The organism is uncultured Roseobacter sp. (assembly GCF_947495025.1).
In the GTDB taxonomy this organism is placed as follows: Bacteria; Pseudomonadota; Alphaproteobacteria; order Rhodobacterales; family Rhodobacteraceae; genus Roseobacter.
In genome coordinates this window covers 398,436-414,494 of sequence record NZ_CANLXG010000001.1, presented here as the reverse complement: position 1 = coordinate 414,494, position 16,059 = coordinate 398,436, and the positions used below count along the sequence as shown (strand labels likewise).

14 protein-coding genes and 1 tRNA gene are annotated in these 16,059 nt (G+C 60.1%); 9 read left to right on the top strand and 6 right to left on the bottom strand.

Annotation, left to right across the window (positions count from 1 at the left end):
• Positions 1-26 precede the first annotated feature (26 nt).
• A complete protein-coding gene (gene gyrA / locus Q0792_RS02020; protein WP_298835936.1) occupies positions 27-2,786 on the bottom strand; it encodes a DNA gyrase subunit A in 2,760 nt (919 codons plus the stop codon).
• A 193-nt stretch (positions 2,787-2,979) separates the two neighbouring features.
• Here gyrA and Q0792_RS02015 point away from each other — a divergent pair, with 193 nt between their 5' ends.
• Positions 2,980-3,249, top strand: a complete 270-nt coding sequence (locus tag Q0792_RS02015) for an usg protein (protein WP_298835935.1) — start codon at positions 2,980-2,982, stop codon at positions 3,247-3,249.
• Positions 3,250-3,284: 35 nt separating this feature from the next.
• Here the strand turns inward: Q0792_RS02015 and Q0792_RS02010 are convergent, their stop codons facing one another.
• Positions 3,285-4,232 (bottom strand): radical SAM protein, encoded by a 948-nt coding sequence (locus Q0792_RS02010; RefSeq protein WP_298835934.1) that lies wholly within the window; start codon positions 4,230-4,232, stop codon positions 3,285-3,287.
• A gap of 168 nt (positions 4,233-4,400) precedes the next feature.
• Between Q0792_RS02010 and zwf the strand changes: the two genes are divergently transcribed.
• Genes zwf through pgi form a run of 3 tightly spaced genes read left to right on the top strand, consistent with a single transcriptional unit; the run spans position 4,401 to position 8,127 of the window.
• On the top strand, positions 4,401-5,870 hold the full coding sequence (gene zwf / locus Q0792_RS02005; RefSeq protein WP_298835933.1) for a glucose-6-phosphate dehydrogenase: 1,470 nt from the start codon (positions 4,401-4,403) through the stop codon (positions 5,868-5,870).
• The gene (gene pgl, locus Q0792_RS02000) at positions 5,867-6,538 is read left to right on the top strand and encodes a 6-phosphogluconolactonase (RefSeq protein ID WP_298835932.1); all 672 of its coding nucleotides are present in this window, start codon (positions 5,867-5,869) and stop codon (positions 6,536-6,538) included. The genes zwf and pgl overlap by 4 nt, the downstream gene beginning before the upstream one ends.
• Complete coding sequence (pgi, locus tag Q0792_RS01995; RefSeq protein ID WP_298838561.1) at positions 6,535-8,127, top strand: glucose-6-phosphate isomerase; 1,593 nt, start codon at positions 6,535-6,537, stop codon at positions 8,125-8,127. Before pgl ends, pgi begins: the two co-directional genes overlap by 4 nt.
• Positions 8,128-8,129: 2 nt before the next feature.
• On the opposite strand, the gene Q0792_RS01990 is transcribed toward pgi, so the two are convergent.
• Positions 8,130-8,612 (bottom strand): thioesterase family protein, encoded by a 483-nt coding sequence (locus Q0792_RS01990; protein ID WP_298835931.1) that lies wholly within the window; start codon positions 8,610-8,612, stop codon positions 8,130-8,132.
• A 97-nt stretch (positions 8,613-8,709) separates the two neighbouring features.
• Here Q0792_RS01990 and Q0792_RS01985 point away from each other — a divergent pair, with 97 nt between their 5' ends.
• The 5 genes from Q0792_RS01985 to Q0792_RS01965 all read left to right on the top strand — a co-directional run bounded on the left by Q0792_RS01985 (position 8,710) and on the right by Q0792_RS01965 (position 12,886).
• Complete coding sequence (locus Q0792_RS01985) at positions 8,710-10,329, top strand: long-chain-fatty-acid--CoA ligase (RefSeq protein WP_298835930.1); 1,620 nt, start codon at positions 8,710-8,712, stop codon at positions 10,327-10,329.
• Positions 10,330-10,412: 83 nt separating this feature from the next.
• Positions 10,413-10,853, top strand: coding sequence for a hypothetical protein (locus Q0792_RS01980; RefSeq protein ID WP_298835929.1), 441 nt, complete (start codon positions 10,413-10,415; stop codon positions 10,851-10,853).
• A gap of 269 nt (positions 10,854-11,122) precedes the next feature.
• On the top strand, positions 11,123-11,398 hold the full coding sequence (locus Q0792_RS01975; protein ID WP_298835928.1) for a hypothetical protein: 276 nt from the start codon (positions 11,123-11,125) through the stop codon (positions 11,396-11,398).
• 90 nt (positions 11,399-11,488) lie between these two features.
• On the top strand, positions 11,489-11,896 hold the full coding sequence (locus Q0792_RS01970) for a hypothetical protein (RefSeq protein ID WP_298835927.1): 408 nt from the start codon (positions 11,489-11,491) through the stop codon (positions 11,894-11,896).
• A gap of 21 nt (positions 11,897-11,917) precedes the next feature.
• Positions 11,918-12,886, top strand: coding sequence for a YeeE/YedE thiosulfate transporter family protein (locus Q0792_RS01965; protein ID WP_298835926.1), 969 nt, complete (start codon positions 11,918-11,920; stop codon positions 12,884-12,886).
• A 100-nt stretch (positions 12,887-12,986) separates the two neighbouring features.
• On the opposite strand, the gene Q0792_RS01960 is transcribed toward Q0792_RS01965, so the two are convergent.
• The 3 genes from Q0792_RS01960 to Q0792_RS01950 all read right to left on the bottom strand — a co-directional run bounded on the left by Q0792_RS01960 (position 12,987) and on the right by Q0792_RS01950 (position 16,000).
• Positions 12,987-13,060, bottom strand: a tRNA-Gly gene (locus tag Q0792_RS01960).
• A 55-nt stretch (positions 13,061-13,115) separates the two neighbouring features.
• Positions 13,116-13,958 (bottom strand): class I SAM-dependent methyltransferase, encoded by an 843-nt coding sequence (locus Q0792_RS01955; RefSeq protein ID WP_298835925.1) that lies wholly within the window; start codon positions 13,956-13,958, stop codon positions 13,116-13,118.
• The gene (locus Q0792_RS01950) at positions 13,955-16,000 is read right to left on the bottom strand and encodes an ASKHA domain-containing protein (protein ID WP_298835924.1); all 2,046 of its coding nucleotides are present in this window, start codon (positions 15,998-16,000) and stop codon (positions 13,955-13,957) included. The genes Q0792_RS01955 and Q0792_RS01950 overlap by 4 nt, the downstream gene beginning before the upstream one ends.
• Positions 16,001-16,059: the final 59 nt, after the last annotated feature.

Sequence of the window (16,059 nt, the reverse complement as noted above, 5' to 3'; positions counted from 1 at the left end):
CACCGACCGTTGCGTAAACGTCATGGTCAGCTTTCCGCCTCTGCCTCTGCTGCGGCGTCATCATCGCCCTGATCCGCGATCCAGGCGACGCTGACGACCTCTTCGCCCTTGCCGGTGTTGAACACCCGTACGCCGCCTGCAGACCGGGACCGGAAAGAGATGCCGTCAACAGGCACGCGGATCGACTGGCCGCGCGACGTGGCCAGCATGATCTGGTCGTCCATCTCGACGGGGAAGGAGGCCACAAGCGCGCCGCCGCGCATCGCTTTGTCCATCGCCTGCACGCCCATGCCGCCACGTCCGCGGACGGGATAATCGTGGCTGGAACTGAGCTTGCCCGCACCGCCTGCGGTCAGGGTCAGGATCAGGTTTTCGGCCGCCGACATTTCGGCATAGCGTTCCTGGGAAATGGTTGCATTGGCATCTGTTTCATCATCGTCTGCCGCCGCATCCGCATCATCAGCGAGGCCCGCCATGGCGCGGCGCATCTTGAGGTAGGCGGCGCGCTCATCCGGGCTTGCATCAAAGTGGCGGATCACAGACATCGACACAACCTTGTCGCTGCCTGTCAGCTTCACGCCCCGCACGCCAACCGAGGAGCGTGAGTTAAACACCCGCACATCCGTCGACGGGAAGCGTATCGCCCGGCCCGAAGCCGTCACCAGCATCACGTCATCATCGGGCGATGCAATCCGTGCATTGATCAGTGTCGTCTCTGCGTGCTCGTCCTCGAACTTCATGGCAATCTTGCCGTTCGATTTGACATTTGTGAAGTCTGACAGAGCGTTACGCCGCACAGTTCCAGCAGATGTCGCAAAGACAATCTGCAGCTGATCCCAGTCATCCTCGTCCCGGTCGATGGGCAGAATGGCTGCCACAGAGACGCCGGGTGGGATCGGCAGGATATTCACGATCGCCTTGCCCTTGGACGTGCGTCCGCCCTGGGGCAGACGCCATGTCTTGAGTTTGTAGGCCATCCCGTCGGTCGTGAAAAAGAGCAGCTGCGTATGCGTATTGGCCACGAAGAGCGTGGTGACCACGTCCTCTTCCTTGGTCTGCATACCGGCCAGGCCCTTGCCGCCGCGACGCTGACTGCGGAAGTCAGCCAGAGGGGTCCGTTTGATATAGCCGCCCGACGTGACCGTCACGACCATATCCTCGCGCGCGATCAGGTCTTCGTCTTCCATGTCGCCGGACCAGTCGACGATTTCGGTGCGCCGCGGCACGGCAAAAAGCTCGCGCACTTCGCGCAGCTCGTCGGCGATAATGCTCATGATGCGGTCGCGGGAGCCCAGAATCTCAAGGTATTCCTTGATCTTACCGGCCAGTTCTTCCAGCTCGTCCGTGACTTCCTTGACGCCGATCTGGGTGAGCCGCTGCAGGCGCAGATCCAGAATGGCGCGCGCCTGGGTCTCCGACAGGTTATACGTGCCGTCGTCGTTGGCGGTATGGGTCGGATCGTCGATCAGAGCGATATAGGGCAGAATGTCCTGCGCGGGCCAGCGCCGGGTCATCAGTTTCTCGCGGGCTTCTGCAGCGTCCGCAGACGAGCGGATCGATGCGACGATCTCGTCAATATTCGTGACCGCAACGGCCAGACCACACAGAATATGGCTCCTGTCGCGCGCCTTGCGCAGCAGGAACGCCGTGCGGCGGGCGACGACGTCCTCGCGGAAATCAATGAAATACGTCAGGAACTTGCGCAGTGTCAGCTGCTCCGGACGGCCGCCATTCAGGGCCAGCATATTACAGCCAAAGGATGTCTGCATGGGCGTGAACCGGTAAAGCTGGTTCATCACCACCTCTGCGGTCGCATCCCGCTTCAGTTCGACAACGACCCGCACGCCATTACGGTCAGATTCGTCCTGAACATGGGAAATGCCCTCGATCTTTTTCTCGCGGACCTGCTCTGCGATCCTTTCGATCATCGTGGCTTTGTTGACCTGATAGGGAATCTCGTCGATCACAATGGCCCAGCGGTCCTTGCGGATTTCTTCCACGCGGGTTTTCGCCCGCACAATGACCGATCCGCGCCCTTCGAGGTATGCTTTGCGCGCCCCGGTGCGGCCCAGCATGATACCACCTGTCGGGAAATCCGGGCCGGGTACGTATTCAGTCAGCTGCTCGGACGTCAGGTCCGGCTCGTCGATCAGCGCCAGCGTGGCGTCCACAACCTCGCCGAGATTATGCGGCGGGATATTCGTGGCCATACCCACGGCAATACCGCCGGCTCCGTTGACCAGCATGTTCGGAAAACGGGCGGGCAGAACCGTCGGTTCCTGCTGCTTGCCGTCGTAGTTGTCCTGGAAATTGACTGTGTCCTTGTCGATGTCCGCCAGCAGATAGGCCGCCGGCTTGTCCATGCGCACTTCGGTATAGCGCATTGCGGCCGGATTATCGCCGTCCATCGAGCCAAAGTTACCCTGGCCGTCAAGCAGCGGCAGCGACATGGAAAAATCCTGCGCCATGCGGACCAGTGCGTCGTAAATCGCACTGTCCCCATGCGGGTGATACTGACCCATGACATCGCCGACCGGACGGGCTGATTTGCGATAGGCTTTGTCGTGGCTGTTGCCGGTTTCGTGCATCGCAAACAGGATGCGCCGGTGCACAGGTTTCAGACCGTCGCGCAGATCGGGGATCGCGCGGCTGACGATAACGGACATGGCGTAGTCCAGATAGGACGTGCGCATTTCATGCTCGATGCTGACGGAGGGACCATCATAAGCAGGTCTTTCCGGTGTCATTTCGTCATCGTTTTCAGGAGGTTGTGGTGTGTCGCTCACGTAAACTGCCCGATCTTTGTGCAGGGTCTATATTTTGTGTCCGAATACTAGCAGAGGGTGCATATAAGGTGCAATGCCTCTGTGGCGCCACCGCTGGCAGCACGGGGAGCGGAGTGATAACACGTTGTTTTTATTGAAAAGTAATTTTTGCATGGCATGCTGTACGTGAGCAACTGAAAAAGAGGCCCGCTGAATGCCCCTGAACGAGACCGAAATGATGCTGAAAGGCTACGGCCTGACGACAGCAGAATTCTATTACCGGATGCCGGATTATACCCATGTACTGAACACATTTGTCTGGCAGGAATACGATATTGCGCCGGATCATCCCCGGCTGTTCCAGTTTGTGGAATACTGGCAGTCAGAGATCGAAGGGCCGCTGCATTCGGTCCGGTTTACGCACCGCAAAATGATCAGCCCCGGCGAGTGGCGTAATGTGACAGGGGAATTCACACTGCACTGAAATGCAGTCGGGAACAGTATCCGCTTTCCACAGGTTCAGGCCGAGCAGCTGGCCCCGCCAAGAACGCAGAACTTGGCGCAATGGGGATGGTTGAGCGCAACTGATCCCTCTGCTTCGGCCAGTGTTGTTCCAAGTTCGAATTCAGCGTCATATGGCAGCAGCGTGCATGCCAGAACAGCAGGCTGTGCGGCGCCTTTGCGTTTCACGACCATGCGGGACGAAGCACACATCAGATCATCCGGGCTTTTGTTGAGGATGCCCCAGCAGGCAGTTGTGATCTCGGGCACTTCGACGGTGGTGTCCATTTCGGGAAAGAGCACCGTCATACCCGGATCCTGCGCATCAATGTCAAACCCGTGCTCGGCGAAAAAGGCGGCATAGCCTGCGCGGCTCTCGGCCTCGCTGTGCGCCATCACCGACCGGCCCGCGACGGCCATGCGTATGCCGTTGTCGCGCAGCCACTGCATGCCACGCAGCGTTTTATCAAAAGCACCGGCACCCCGTTCGGCGTCGTGCAGGTCCATATCGTAATGATCAACCGAAATGCGCAGTGTCATTTTGCCGGGCCAGGCCTCGTTAAGCCGCAGCAGTCCCTGCTGCATGCCGCGCCGCATCATCGGACGCATAGCGTTTGTCAGGATCAGGACCTCGTACCCGCGCTCCAGCGCAGCTTCGGTCATTTCAATCATCTGCGGGTTCATGAAAGGTTCACCACCGGTGAAGGCAATTTCACGCACGCCCCATCTGCGTGCCTCAAGCTGATCCAGATAGTCGCGGACCTCGTCAGCGGTCATATAGACCAGTGCGTCATTCGACGGGCTGCTGTCGATATAGCAGTTCACACATTCGATATTGCACAGCGTTCCGGTATTGAACCAAAGCGTTTTCGCCTGGCTCAGAGCGACCCGCGCCCGCGGTTCTCCCTTTGCTGTGATATCGGGATCGAGGAATTTGCCTGCATTGGCCTCTGCGAGATCTTTCATTTCGCGGGGGGTCCTTTGTTCTTCTTGAGCCAGAAAATGGTGCAGGGTACAGATAAAGGCAAGAAAACATCCGCCCACCACCGTGCACGGTCTTGTGATCAGGGTGCTTTTGAGTATGTTTGCGCTAACAAAATCCAGCCTTCGGGCAGTGCACTCAGGAAAAACACTATGGTTTCGCGCGTTATCCCTGTCGATCCCTTTGATCTTGTCATCTTCGGAGGCACGGGCGACCTTGCCCGGCGCAAGATCCTGCCGGGGCTTTTCCGCCGGTACTGTTCCTCACAGATGCCCGGTGATGCGCGGATTATCGGTGCCGCGCGCAGCGAAATGGACCGCGCCGCGTACCAGGCTCTGGTAGCCGAAGCGATCCGCGAGTTTGGCGGCGGCCGTGCCTGCGAGGACGGCACGCTGGATAAATTTCTGGAATGCCTCGACTATGTGGCGATCGACGCACGTGGAACCGGTGGCTGGGAAGCCCTGCGGGACAAGGTTGCGGGCAGCGACAGGATCGAGGCCTATTATTTCTCTGTGGCGCCCTCGCTCTTTGGCGATCTGGCCGAACGGCTGCAGAGCTACGGAATGGCCGATGACACATCGCGCATCGTTGTGGAAAAACCATTCGGGCGTGACCTTGCATCGGCGCGCGCACTCAATGCCACTCTTGCGCGGTATTTCGACGAGAAACAGATTTACCGGATTGACCACTATCTGGGCAAGGAAACCGTCCAGAACCTCATGGCGATCCGTTTTGGGAATATGCTGTTCGAACCGCTCTGGAACAGCCAGTTTATCGATCACATCCAGATCACTGTGGCAGAGACGGTCGGTGTCGGCGGACGAGGTGAATATTATGACAAATCCGGCGCCATGCGCGACATGGTGCAGAACCACCTGATGCAGCTTTTGTGCCTGATCGCGATGGAGCCTCCGGCACGGTTTGACCCGGACGCCGTGCGTGACGAAAAGCTCAAGGTGATCCGGGCGCTGGAACCGGTGGAGCCGCACCATATCGTGCGCGGACAATATGATGCCGATCCGGACGATCCCGAAAACATGCCGGACTACCGGACTGCTGTGGGCGATGCACGCTCCAAAACCGAGAGCTTTCTGGCCATGAAAACCCATGTCGCCAACTGGCGTTGGGCGGGCACACCGATTTACCTGCGTACCGGCAAGCGCATGGCAGCGCGGTCCAGCGAGATCTCTGTTGTTTTCAAGGACACGCCGCATTCGATCTTTGGTGATGAGGCGGGACGCCACCGCAACGTGCTTGCGATCCGGCTGCAGCCCAACGAGGGCATTACGCTGGGGGTCACCATCAAGGAACCGGGGCCAGGCGGGATGCGTCTGATTGATGTGCCGCTGGATATGACGTTTGCGGATGCCCTGGGACCGGAGGGTGCCGAAAACGTTGATGCCTACGAGCGGCTGATTATGGATGTGATCCGCGGAAACCAGACACTGTTTATGCGCGGTGACGAAGTGGAGGCGGCGTGGGCCTGGACGGATCCGATTATCGACGGCTGGACCGCGCGCGGCGATGTGCCCAAACCCTATGACAGCGGCAGTGCAGGGCCGGATGCAGCAGATCAGCTGATGCGTCGTGAAGGCCGGGAATGGCGAAAGGTGGAAGTATGAACCTGAACACATATCCTGACCGCGATATGGCGGTCATCAAGCTGGCGGGGGTGCTGGCAAGTGCGCTGCGCAACTGTCTGATTCAGCATGAGGTTGCAAGCCTTGCGGTGCCGGGCGGTACGACGCCCGGGCCCGTCTTTGACGTGCTCAGTGCGGCCGAAATCGACTGGAGCCGTGTGCATGTCATGCTGACAGATGAGCGCTGGGTCCCCGGGGATCATCCGCGATCCAACACCGCGCTCGTAAAGGAGCGGCTGCTGACCGGCCCTGCTGCTGCGGCCCGGTTCTTTCCGTTTTACCGCGAAGGCCTGACAGCGCAGGAGGCCGCCGGGGTATTATCCGAAGAGATCACGCCGCTGATCCCGGTATCGGTTCTGCTGCTGGGTATGGGAGCAGACATGCATACCGCATCGCTCTTTCCGGACGCAGACGGGGTCGATGCTGCGCTGTCCAGAGATGCGCCGGCAGTCGTTGCCATGGCGCCGGACAGCCAGCCTGAAGCGCGTATTTCACTCAGCGGCCCGGTTCTTGCCGGGGCCATGGACAAACATCTGCTGATTTTCGGCGATGAAAAACATGCCGCGCTTGATCGTGCGATGACCCTGCCGGGTCCCGAAGCACCGATTGGTATGGCGATCAGGGGAGGAGAGGTCCATTGGGCAGCCTGAATGCAGAATGGGACGCGCTGCGCCAGCTTGAAGCGCAGCACAGTAACCGCAGGATCCTGTCGCTGTTTGATGATCCGGACCGGGCTGCCGCGTTCAGCGCCCGGACCGGTGACATGCTCTTTGACTATTCGAAAACGAATATTGATGCCGGCATACGCGATGCGCTGATCGATCTGGCGCAGGCCGCAGGCGTTTCGGAAAAGCGCGATGCAATGTTCAGCGGTGCAGCCATCAACGACACAGAAGGGCGCGCCGTGCTGCATACAGCGCTGCGCAACCTTGATGGTGGCGCTGTTCTGGTCGACGGCCAGGACGTTATGCCGGGCGTGCACGACACACTGGACCGTATGCGCGCCTATGCCCGGCAGGTGCGCGACAGCGCCATCACAGACGTGGTCAATATCGGCATCGGTGGGTCTGATCTCGGCCCGGCCATGGCGTATCAGGCACTCAGCCCCTGGGCCGACGGGCCGCGCTGTCACTTTGTCTCCAACGTGGACGGGGCGCATATTGCCGATACGCTGCGTGGCCTTGATGCCGGAACAACCCTGGTGATCGTCGCCTCCAAGACCTTCACGACCATCGAGACCATGACCAATGCACGCTCAGCGCGGGCCTGGATGGATGACCAGGGCGGAAACCCGGAGGCGCAGTTTGCCGCTCTCAGCACCGCCGCTGATCTGACCGCAGACTTTGGTATTCCGCCCGAAAGGGTGTTCGGCTTCGAAGACTGGGTCGGTGGCCGATATTCGATGTGGGGGCCCATCGGTCTGTCGCTGATGATCGCCATCGGTCCCGAGGCATTTGACGCCTTCCTGCGCGGTGGGCAGGCGATGGACCGGCACTTTCAGGCGGCGACTTTTGAGGAAAACCTGCCTGTACTGCTGGCGCTGACCGGCGTCTGGCATGCGCAGGTCTGCGGCCATGCCAGCCGCGCGGTGCTGCCCTATGATCAGCGCCTCGCGCGTCTGCCGGATTATTTCCAGCAGCTGGAGATGGAGTCCAACGGCAAACGTGTACAGATGGATGGCACGCCGGTCGTGGTCGACAGTGGCCCGGTGGTCTGGGGGGCCGCGGGCACCAACGGGCAGCACGCGTTTTATCAGCTCATCCATCAGGGCACGCGCGTCATTCCCTGTGAGTTCATGATCGCCGCTCAGGGCCACGAAAGTGATCTGGCCCATCATCATCAGCTGCTGGTTGCCAACTGTCTTGCACAGTCCGAGGCGCTGATGCGCGGTCGCAGCATTGACGAGGCCCGTGCACGCATGGCCGAAAAGGGGCTGACCGGAGACGAACTGGAACGTCAGGCCCAGCACCGGGTGTTTGAGGGCAACAGGCCGTCGGTTACACTGGCCTATCCGCAGCTTGATCCTTTCACACTGGGACAGATTGTGGCGCTTTATGAGCACCGCGTATTTGTCGAAGGCGTGATCCTCGGTATCAACTCGTTCGATCAGTGGGGCGTGGAGCTGGGCAAGGAACTTGCCACATCACTGCAGCCTGTGGTCGAGGGCACAGCCAGCGCCGACGGCAAAGACGGATCAACAGCAGCGCTCGTCGGGTTCATCCACCGCCACAGTGACTGATATCAGCCGTCCGGTTTCGCACCATCGACGGTGCGGAACCGGTCGATCATGGCGTCGGGGATCGGATAGCGACCGTCACCATCCTGGTTCAGCAACACCAGAACACAGTCGAACGTCGACCGCAGCGTGCCGCCCGCCCAGAGCTGCTGTGCCAGCGTAAAGGACGTAGTGCGGAAACCCGTGCACTGACAGGTCACCACATAGTCCTCATCCATCAGCATTTCCTGACGATAGTGGATCGCGCCGGAACGGATCACAATACGTGGCCCGTCCCCGGTGAGCGCATAGCGGGTCAGACCCCATTCCTGTGTGTATCTGATCCGCAAACGTTCAAACCAGTTCATATAAACCGCATTGTTCACATGTTTCAGCGGGTCCAGTTCGGAAAACCGCACGCGGTCGGCCATCGCGAGAGCTGCGGGCGGATCAATGCCAAGCTCTGACTGGTGATCAGGGCTCAGCGGGGTGTGATACAACAGTGCCATTCCGGGGGCTTAGCCGCCCCGCAGCGGTTTGCCAAGGCTTGCCAGAACATGTTCAGACGGGCACGCTGTCCTGACGGGCGATCAGGAGGGGATTCCGATGCTGGGACAGATGATGCATATGCCGCTGACGATTTCGTCACTGGTGGCGCATGCCGGGCGATATCATGCGCAGACAGAGATCCTGTCTGTGAACACCGGCGGCGGGACGGAGCAGACCACCTGGGGAGGCATTGACGCCAATGCCCGGCGGCTGGCTTCGGCGCTCGGGGGGCTCGGTCTGGGGCCACAGGCACGCTGCGCCACCATCGCCTGGAACAACCGGCGCCATCTGGAGATTTATTTCGGCGTGTCAGGCGGTGGTTATGTCTGCCATACGATCAACCCGCGGCTGTTCCCCGAACAGCTGATCTATATCATCAACCATGCAGAAGACGAGGTGCTGTTCATCGACAGCACATTTATCCCTCTTGTGGCCGCGATCCGGGACAAACTCACGACTGTGAAGCACATTGTGCTGCTGGAGACAGAAGTGGGTGGTGCCGGCGACACATTGCCCGGAATTGTTGCCTATGATGCGCTTCTGGCGCACGGTGACACCGGTTACGAATGGCCCGATCTGGATGAACAGACGGCGTCAAGCCTCTGTTATACATCAGGAACCACAGGAAACCCCAAAGGTGTTCTCTTCTCGCACCGGTCCACTGTGCTGCACAGCTTTGCGTCGAACCTGACGGACAGTATAGCCTTTTCGGCGATGGATGTGGTGCTGCCGGTTGTGCCGATGTTCCACGTCAACGCCTGGGGTACACCCTACGCCTGCGCCATGGCCGGATCGCGGATGGTAATGCCCGGGCCGGGGCTCGACGGGGCATCACTGGTCAGTCTGATCGATACCCATCAGGTGAGCATCGCGCTGGGTGTACCGACGATCTGGCTGGGGCTGCTGGGCCATGCAGAAGCTGCGGGCAGCGAACTGAAATCACTCAGGAGAACCGTTGTTGGAGGCTCCGCCTGCCCGCCGTCCATGATAGAAACGTTCCGCGAGCGTTACGGAGTGGATACCGTGCACGCCTGGGGTATGACGGAAATGTCGCCGCTTGGCACAATCAACCAGCCGCTCGCAAAGCACTCCGGTCTGCCCATGGATGCGCAGCACCGTCTGCGGGAAAACCAGGGTCGTCCGCCCTGGGGGGTAGAGCTGAAAATTGTGGACCCAGACGGCGCGGACCTGCCTCATGACGGCGAGACACAGGGCGAACTGCTGGTTCGGGGCCACTTTATTCTCGACGCCTATTTCCACAGCACCGCCGCTGAAACGCTGCAGGACGGCTGGTTTAACACCGGCGATGTCGCAACGATAGACCCCGACGGGTACCTGACGATCCGCGACAGATCCAAAGACATCATTAAATCCGGCGGCGAGTGGATCAGCTCGGTCGAACTGGAAAGTATTGCGATTGCCCACCCGTCTCTGGCGGATGCCGCTGTTATTGGTGCGAGGCACGCAAAATGGGACGAACGCCCTGTGCTGATTGCAGTTCTGGCCGAGGGCGCAGAGGCGACGCCCGAGGAAGTTCTGCAGATTTTTGAGGGCAGGGTGGCCCGCTGGCAGGTGCCGGACACGGTCGTTTTCACGGACGTTCTGCCCAGAAACGCGACCGGAAAGGTGCTGAAACGCAACTTACGCGATAAATTTGGGGAAGTACTGCTGGTATAAGTCGTAATTTAACCACTTTTCACCAGAATAATGCAGAAAACGCGCCCGGACGCGTGTCGAGCATTGTGAAAAGGACCCCCCGAATGAGATTTGCCCCGCTCTGTCTTGCCCTGTTGTTGCCAGCCGCTGCCCATGCGGGACCGGACCGTATCTCGGTTCTTCTCGGGTCAGAGCATTTCAATGCGACAGAGGATTTTCAGGAGTTCAATCCGGGCCTCTTTCTCACATGGGAAGGTTCCTGGGATGTGAGCGTCGGCGCTTATTACAACAGCTACGAAGAAGTCGGCGCGCTGGTTTCGGTTGGGCGCGATTTCTGGCAGGGCGAAAACTATGCGGTCGGTGCGTTCGGTGCGCTGGCGCTCTACCCGGGCGACGGGGACCGTTTTGACATCGCGGTGGGCGATGTGGTGCCCCTGATTGGCCTTCAGGCACGTTATGGCAATGTTTTTACACAGCTTATTCCGGGAAACGGTGAAACAACGGATGGCGTACTGACCTTCGGCCTGACGTTTGAGCTGCCATAGGTTACGTCCGGAACTCTCTGCTACAGGATGAGGATAAACTATCGTTCGGGGCAGTCTCTGGGCTGCGTTCGACGAACGCACTGTGTGCGGCGATACCTTCAGTTGTTCTGCAGAACCGCGAGTGCCAGCGCTTTGCCTGAACAGCAACATAGCTCGTCGGGTTTTGGTCACGGGATCAGGACCGCAGGTTGACTGGTATCTTTTGCCCAGGCAATTCTGTTGGTCCGCTGAGCGACCCGGGTATTCTGGCCTGAGCACGGGACATCTTCGTGTCAGAGTTTGCCGCGCATTTCGACGCTGACACGCAGATGTCGCGTGACGTCGACGGGATTGTCGAACGCAGGACCGACAGGGGCGATACTGCAGACTATTGCGCGGAACCCTTTGAGGGGCTGCACGCCGCAACAGGCCGACGCCCCAACAACGAAAGGATCGAGAATACCTCGCTGGCCCTCGACCATCGCGGTGCGCCGCGCCCCGATCACATAACCATACACGCCGACATGCCGGGGGATAGTCTGCCCTCCGTTTTTTGCGACCGGTGATTCCACGACTGATCTGCGCCCACCGCATGAAGCTGCCGCCCAGGGCTGCCTCGCAGGTGAAAATGCCGTACGACATCCGGAAGTCTGTCTGTGCGCCCGGCGTACCGAACAGAGCGTCGTTTTTCCGATCCGCAGATTGCCATTGCCGGACGTGGTGATGCGGATCCTGCAAATACCTGGGTGGACTTTGCCCATGCCGGGGTATCTTTTGGGGGTCAGATACGCGCCCGCGTCGCTGGCAGGGACAAGGGGTCATCGCGCGTCTGGTCCGAGTGTGACACCGGTGTTCTGCCGGTCTCGGAAATGATCGGGCGCGCTGCCGAAGACACCGGACACCTGCGTGCCTGGTCCATTGAAAGCCGCCTTACTGTGACCGAGACTTTACAGCGTCCGTTCTGTCACCCGGTTCTGAAAGAGGGCCACGGGACCGCTGTCGCCGAGCCTGATACGGGTCTCATCACGCCGCTGCGCTGTATCGACAGCGGGCCTGGTGGCTGAAAGAATGCGGGGCACATCACCATGTTTCTGATCCCATTGCTGCTGGGGCTGTCTTTTCTTGTCGGTTATGCCATCCGGCGTGGCAGTATCTGTGCTGTTGCGGCGACGCAGTCGCTGATTGTTGACCGGCGCGGTGCGCGTTTCCGCGCCTTCGGGGTGGCCGCCGCCGGAGCCGGCGCAGCAATTATTCCGCTACACTGGCTTTTCCCGGCGGATGTGACGCTGTCAGCAGGATACCCCGTCACGGTGTCCGTCGTCGCGGCAGGCGCCGTTTTTGGCCTTGGCGCGCGTCTGAACAACGCCTGCGTACTGGGGACTCTGGCACATCTGACCGGTGGGAACATAGTCTATGGCCTCAGTGTTCTGGGGATGATCATCGGCGCAACAGCGATGACCTCAACTGACCTTGCACTGCTCAACAGTGTTGAACCGGTCCCGTCTCAACTTGAAGAGCCCTCAGTTATCGGCGGCGCATTCGTGGCTGTTCTGGCCACGTCGCTCATTCTTGCCTTGTACCGTCGTGTGCCCAGATGGCTGAGAGGTCTGCGTGATCCTGCCTCTGCGCGTATGGGGCCCTATCGGTCCATGCTGATCGTCGGAATCAGCGCTGGGCTTCTGTACGCGCTTGCCGGCAACTGGACCTACATGAGCGTCCTGTCTAACCGCGCTGCCCGCCTGATTGATCCTGCGCTCACAGCGAGTGGCTGGCCGGTTCTGATCTGTGCCACAACCGTCATTGCCGGAGGAGTGATGGCGGCCATCAGGTACAGGGACTTTCAGCTGCAGCGGCACGATCCGGCATTGGCTTTCAGATGCTTTGCCGGCGGTGCCGTGATGGGTGCATCCGCCACAGTTATTCCCGGTGGCAACGGAACGATGCTTGTACACGGGCTGCCGTCGCTCGCGCCCCACGCAATTGCCGCATACCTCGCAATGACGGTTGTTCTTTGCCTGTCGTTTCTTGTCACGCGTCGCCGGCTTTCAGCATAGCGACCGGTGGCAAAACCACGGGGGCCGGGCGCAGTCAGTCTAACATTCAAAGGTGGTAAGACAAACCGTTCCACAGTCACTGATTTTCTGAGGCGTGAAGTGGAGCGGGTAACGGGAATTGAACCCGTAACTTAAGCTTGGGAAGCTCGCGTGATACCTTTTCACCATACCCGCACACTGTGCTGTGATTAGGCCCGGCGTCGGGACGCGTCAAGCGGGTTCCGGTGCGCTATGCCAGTGCGGTGACATAGTGAACCGAGGCAGGGATCCGCAAGCCGTCCGGCGTGGAAAATATCCCGACGGCTTTGCTCAGCGCCTGCTCAACCGCTTTTTGCATGTCTGCACCGGCCTGCGCGTATCGCAACGCCGCTTCTGCGGGTCCGATCCGGCACATCGTCTGTGCAAGGCCAGCCGGGTCGCTGCCGCCATCCAGCGCGGTATGCGCAGTATCAATGCAGATGTCGGTAAACCCGGCGGCATTCAGAATATCCGTTACGCGGCCGGCGTCCCGAAAGGCAAATGGTCCCGGGGCATCAGGGTCGGGGCGGGGCGGGGCGCCCACAAGGCTCTTTGCCACCTGCGCGGGGGTTGTGAAAAACGGATTATCCGGGATGGCGGCCCAGGCGGCAAAAGTGATCCGGGCGCCCGGCACCATAGCCGCACGGATGTTGGCAAAGGCCCCGGCGGCATCTGCGAAAAACATGACACCAAAGCGCGACACGACTGCGTCAAAACTGTCGGGCTGAAACGGATGATGCGCGACATCAGCGAGGATGAGCGAGACATCCGGCCTGCCACCGGCGCGTTTTCTGGCAAGTGTGGTCATAGTATCAGATATATCCGCGCCGGTGACATGCCCGTCCGGAGCCACCTGATCTGCGGCCTGCAGTGTGCTCGCACCGGTTCCTGAACCCACATCAAGAACCCTCTGGCCCTGCGTCAGTCCGGCGCGGATCCAGACGCCATCCAGAACCGGCTGCATCAGCTGATCCATCTGTGCCTGCATCTGCACCCACTTGGGGCCTGCAGCGTCTGACCAGAATTCACGCTGGTCGCTGTTGTCGCTGCTCATGCCCGCCGCCGCCTGCGGCGTCCACCCGAAGTACCACTGTCGCCGCCACCGGTGTTAAAGGTGGCCGAGGGCAGTGACACCAGACTGTTCAGGATCGGGAAGGGCTCGACTGCGTTCGGTATGGCAGAGGCATTCACGAAATGCTCCTGAAAGCGCGGCTCGATCGCGGTTTCGACTTTGTGGATTGCGCGCACGGTTGCTTCGATGCCAGCGCGTGCGCCTGTATTGAGCAGCGCGATCCGCGCGCCAGTGCCTGCGGCATTCCCTGCAGAAGTCACCTTGTCCAGCGGCGCATCCGGGATCATACCCAGCACCATGGCGTGTTTGCTGGAGATATGCGCACCAAAGGCGCCGGCCAGTACCACACGGTCGACTTTGTCCACACCGAATTTGTCCATCAGCAGCCGCGCGCCGGAATAAAGAGCGGCCTTGGCCATCTGAATCTCGCGGATGTCGCGGTTGGTGATGGTGATCAGCGGGCCGCCCTCGAGACGACCGTCATGCACCAGATAGGAATAGGTGCGCCCGTCCAGAAAACAGCGGTCCGAGCCGGTCTGTTCGGGTGAACCGATCAGCCCCGCCGCATCGACAATGCCATGGATCCGCATTTCGGCGACCATTTCGATGATGCCGGAACCGCAGATGCCGGTGATACCGGTCGAACCGGTTTCGATTACAAACCGCGGATCATCTGACCACAGATCACTGCCAATGACGCGGAACCGCGGCGCTTTTGTTTCCGGGTCGATTTCAACACGTTCAATGGCACCCGGCGCGGCACGCTGCCCCGAACTGATCTGCGCACCTTCGAACGCTGGACCGGTGGGCGAGGAACAGGCGAGCACTCTTTCCTTGTTGCCCAGCAGAATTTCGGCATTCGTTCCGACGTCTACCACCAGCACCAGATCATCTGATTTATCGGGTGCTTCAGACAGCGCAACGGCTGCCGCATCTGCACCCACATGACCGGCGATACAGGGCAACAGGTAGACGCGCGCCGACGGGTGAATATTCAGCTCCAGATCGTCACCCCGCAGGCGCAGCGCGTTGTTGGTGGTGAGCGCAAAAGGCGCCTGGCCCAGTTCAAAGGGATCAATGCCGAGAAAGAGGTGATGCATGACCGGGTTGCAGACAAAAACCGCATCGACGATCAGCCTGCGGTCCACACCAGCCTCTTCCGCGATCTGCTCAAAAAGGTCCCGCATGCCCTGACGTACGGCGCGGGTCATCTCGGCGGCGCCGCCTTCATTCATCATGGAATAGCTGACCCGGCTCATCAGATCCTCTCCGAACCGGATCTGCGGGTTCATCAGCCCGGACGATGCCAGCACCTCGCCGGTCTGCAGATCGCACAGGTGCGCGGCGATGGTGGTCGAGCCCAGATCAACGGCCAGGCCGTAGACCGTGCCGTCATAATATCCCGGCCAGATATTCATGATGCGCGGGTTGTTTTCGTGATCACCCAGGTGCACGGCGACAGTGACTTTCCAGCCACCTTTACGCAGTACGGGCTGCATTTCCTGCAGGATGTGCAGGTCGGCTGTGATGTTCTCCAGCTCCCACTGATCCCGGAGCGCATCGCGCAGGCGCTCCAGGTCACCAGAGGGGTCATGCATGTCCGGCTCGGCGACCTCCACGTAAAAAAGCCGTGTTGACGGGTCGAGCGTAATGTCCCGCACTTCGGCACGTTTGCGCACCACCTGTTTGTGGACCTGGCTTTCAGGTGGGACGTCGATGACCACATTGCCCTGGACTGTCGCCTGACAGCCCAGACGCCGCCCGTCGATCAGGCCGCGTTTGTCCTTGTAGCGCTGTTCGACACTGTTCCATTCTGACAGCGCGCTGGCGTCGACAGTGACACCGTGTTTCGAGAATTCACCATAACCAGGCGTGATCTGACAGCGCGAACATATGCCACGACCACCACAGACGGAATCGAGATCAACCCCCAGCTGGCGGGCCGCCGTCAGAATGGGCGTACCCACGGGAAAATTTCCCCGTTTGCCAGAGGGTGTAAAGACGACGAGGGGATCGCTGGACATATGGCTTCGGTCACCTGTTGCTGCGGTTGTCACCAGTTTAAGGGATTGCGCGCCCCTAA

What these genes read in the sequence shown, in the direction of transcription:
- Q0792_RS02015 (WP_298835935.1), top strand. Translation starts at nt 2,980, where the DNA reads ATGCCCCTGAACGAGACCGAAATGATGCTGAAAGGCTACGGCCTGACG.
- zwf (WP_298835933.1), top strand. Translation starts at nt 4,401, where the DNA reads ATGGTTTCGCGCGTTATCCCTGTCGATCCCTTTGATCTTGTCATCTTC.
- Q0792_RS01950 (WP_298835924.1), bottom strand. Translation starts at nt 16,000, where the DNA reads ATGTCCAGCGATCCCCTCGTCGTCTTTACACCCTCTGGCAAACGGGGA.
- Q0792_RS01990 (WP_298835931.1), bottom strand. Translation starts at nt 8,612, where the DNA reads ATGGCACTGTTGTATCACACCCCGCTGAGCCCTGATCACCAGTCAGAG.
- Q0792_RS01985 (WP_298835930.1), top strand. Translation starts at nt 8,710, where the DNA reads ATGCTGGGACAGATGATGCATATGCCGCTGACGATTTCGTCACTGGTG.
- pgl (WP_298835932.1), top strand. Translation starts at nt 5,867, where the DNA reads ATGAACCTGAACACATATCCTGACCGCGATATGGCGGTCATCAAGCTG.
- Q0792_RS01965 (WP_298835926.1), top strand. Translation starts at nt 11,918, where the DNA reads ATGTTTCTGATCCCATTGCTGCTGGGGCTGTCTTTTCTTGTCGGTTAT.
- Q0792_RS02010 (WP_298835934.1), bottom strand. Translation starts at nt 4,232, where the DNA reads ATGAAAGATCTCGCAGAGGCCAATGCAGGCAAATTCCTCGATCCCGAT.
- Q0792_RS01955 (WP_298835925.1), bottom strand. Translation starts at nt 13,958, where the DNA reads ATGAGCAGCGACAACAGCGACCAGCGTGAATTCTGGTCAGACGCTGCA.
- Q0792_RS01980 (WP_298835929.1), top strand. Translation starts at nt 10,413, where the DNA reads ATGAGATTTGCCCCGCTCTGTCTTGCCCTGTTGTTGCCAGCCGCTGCC.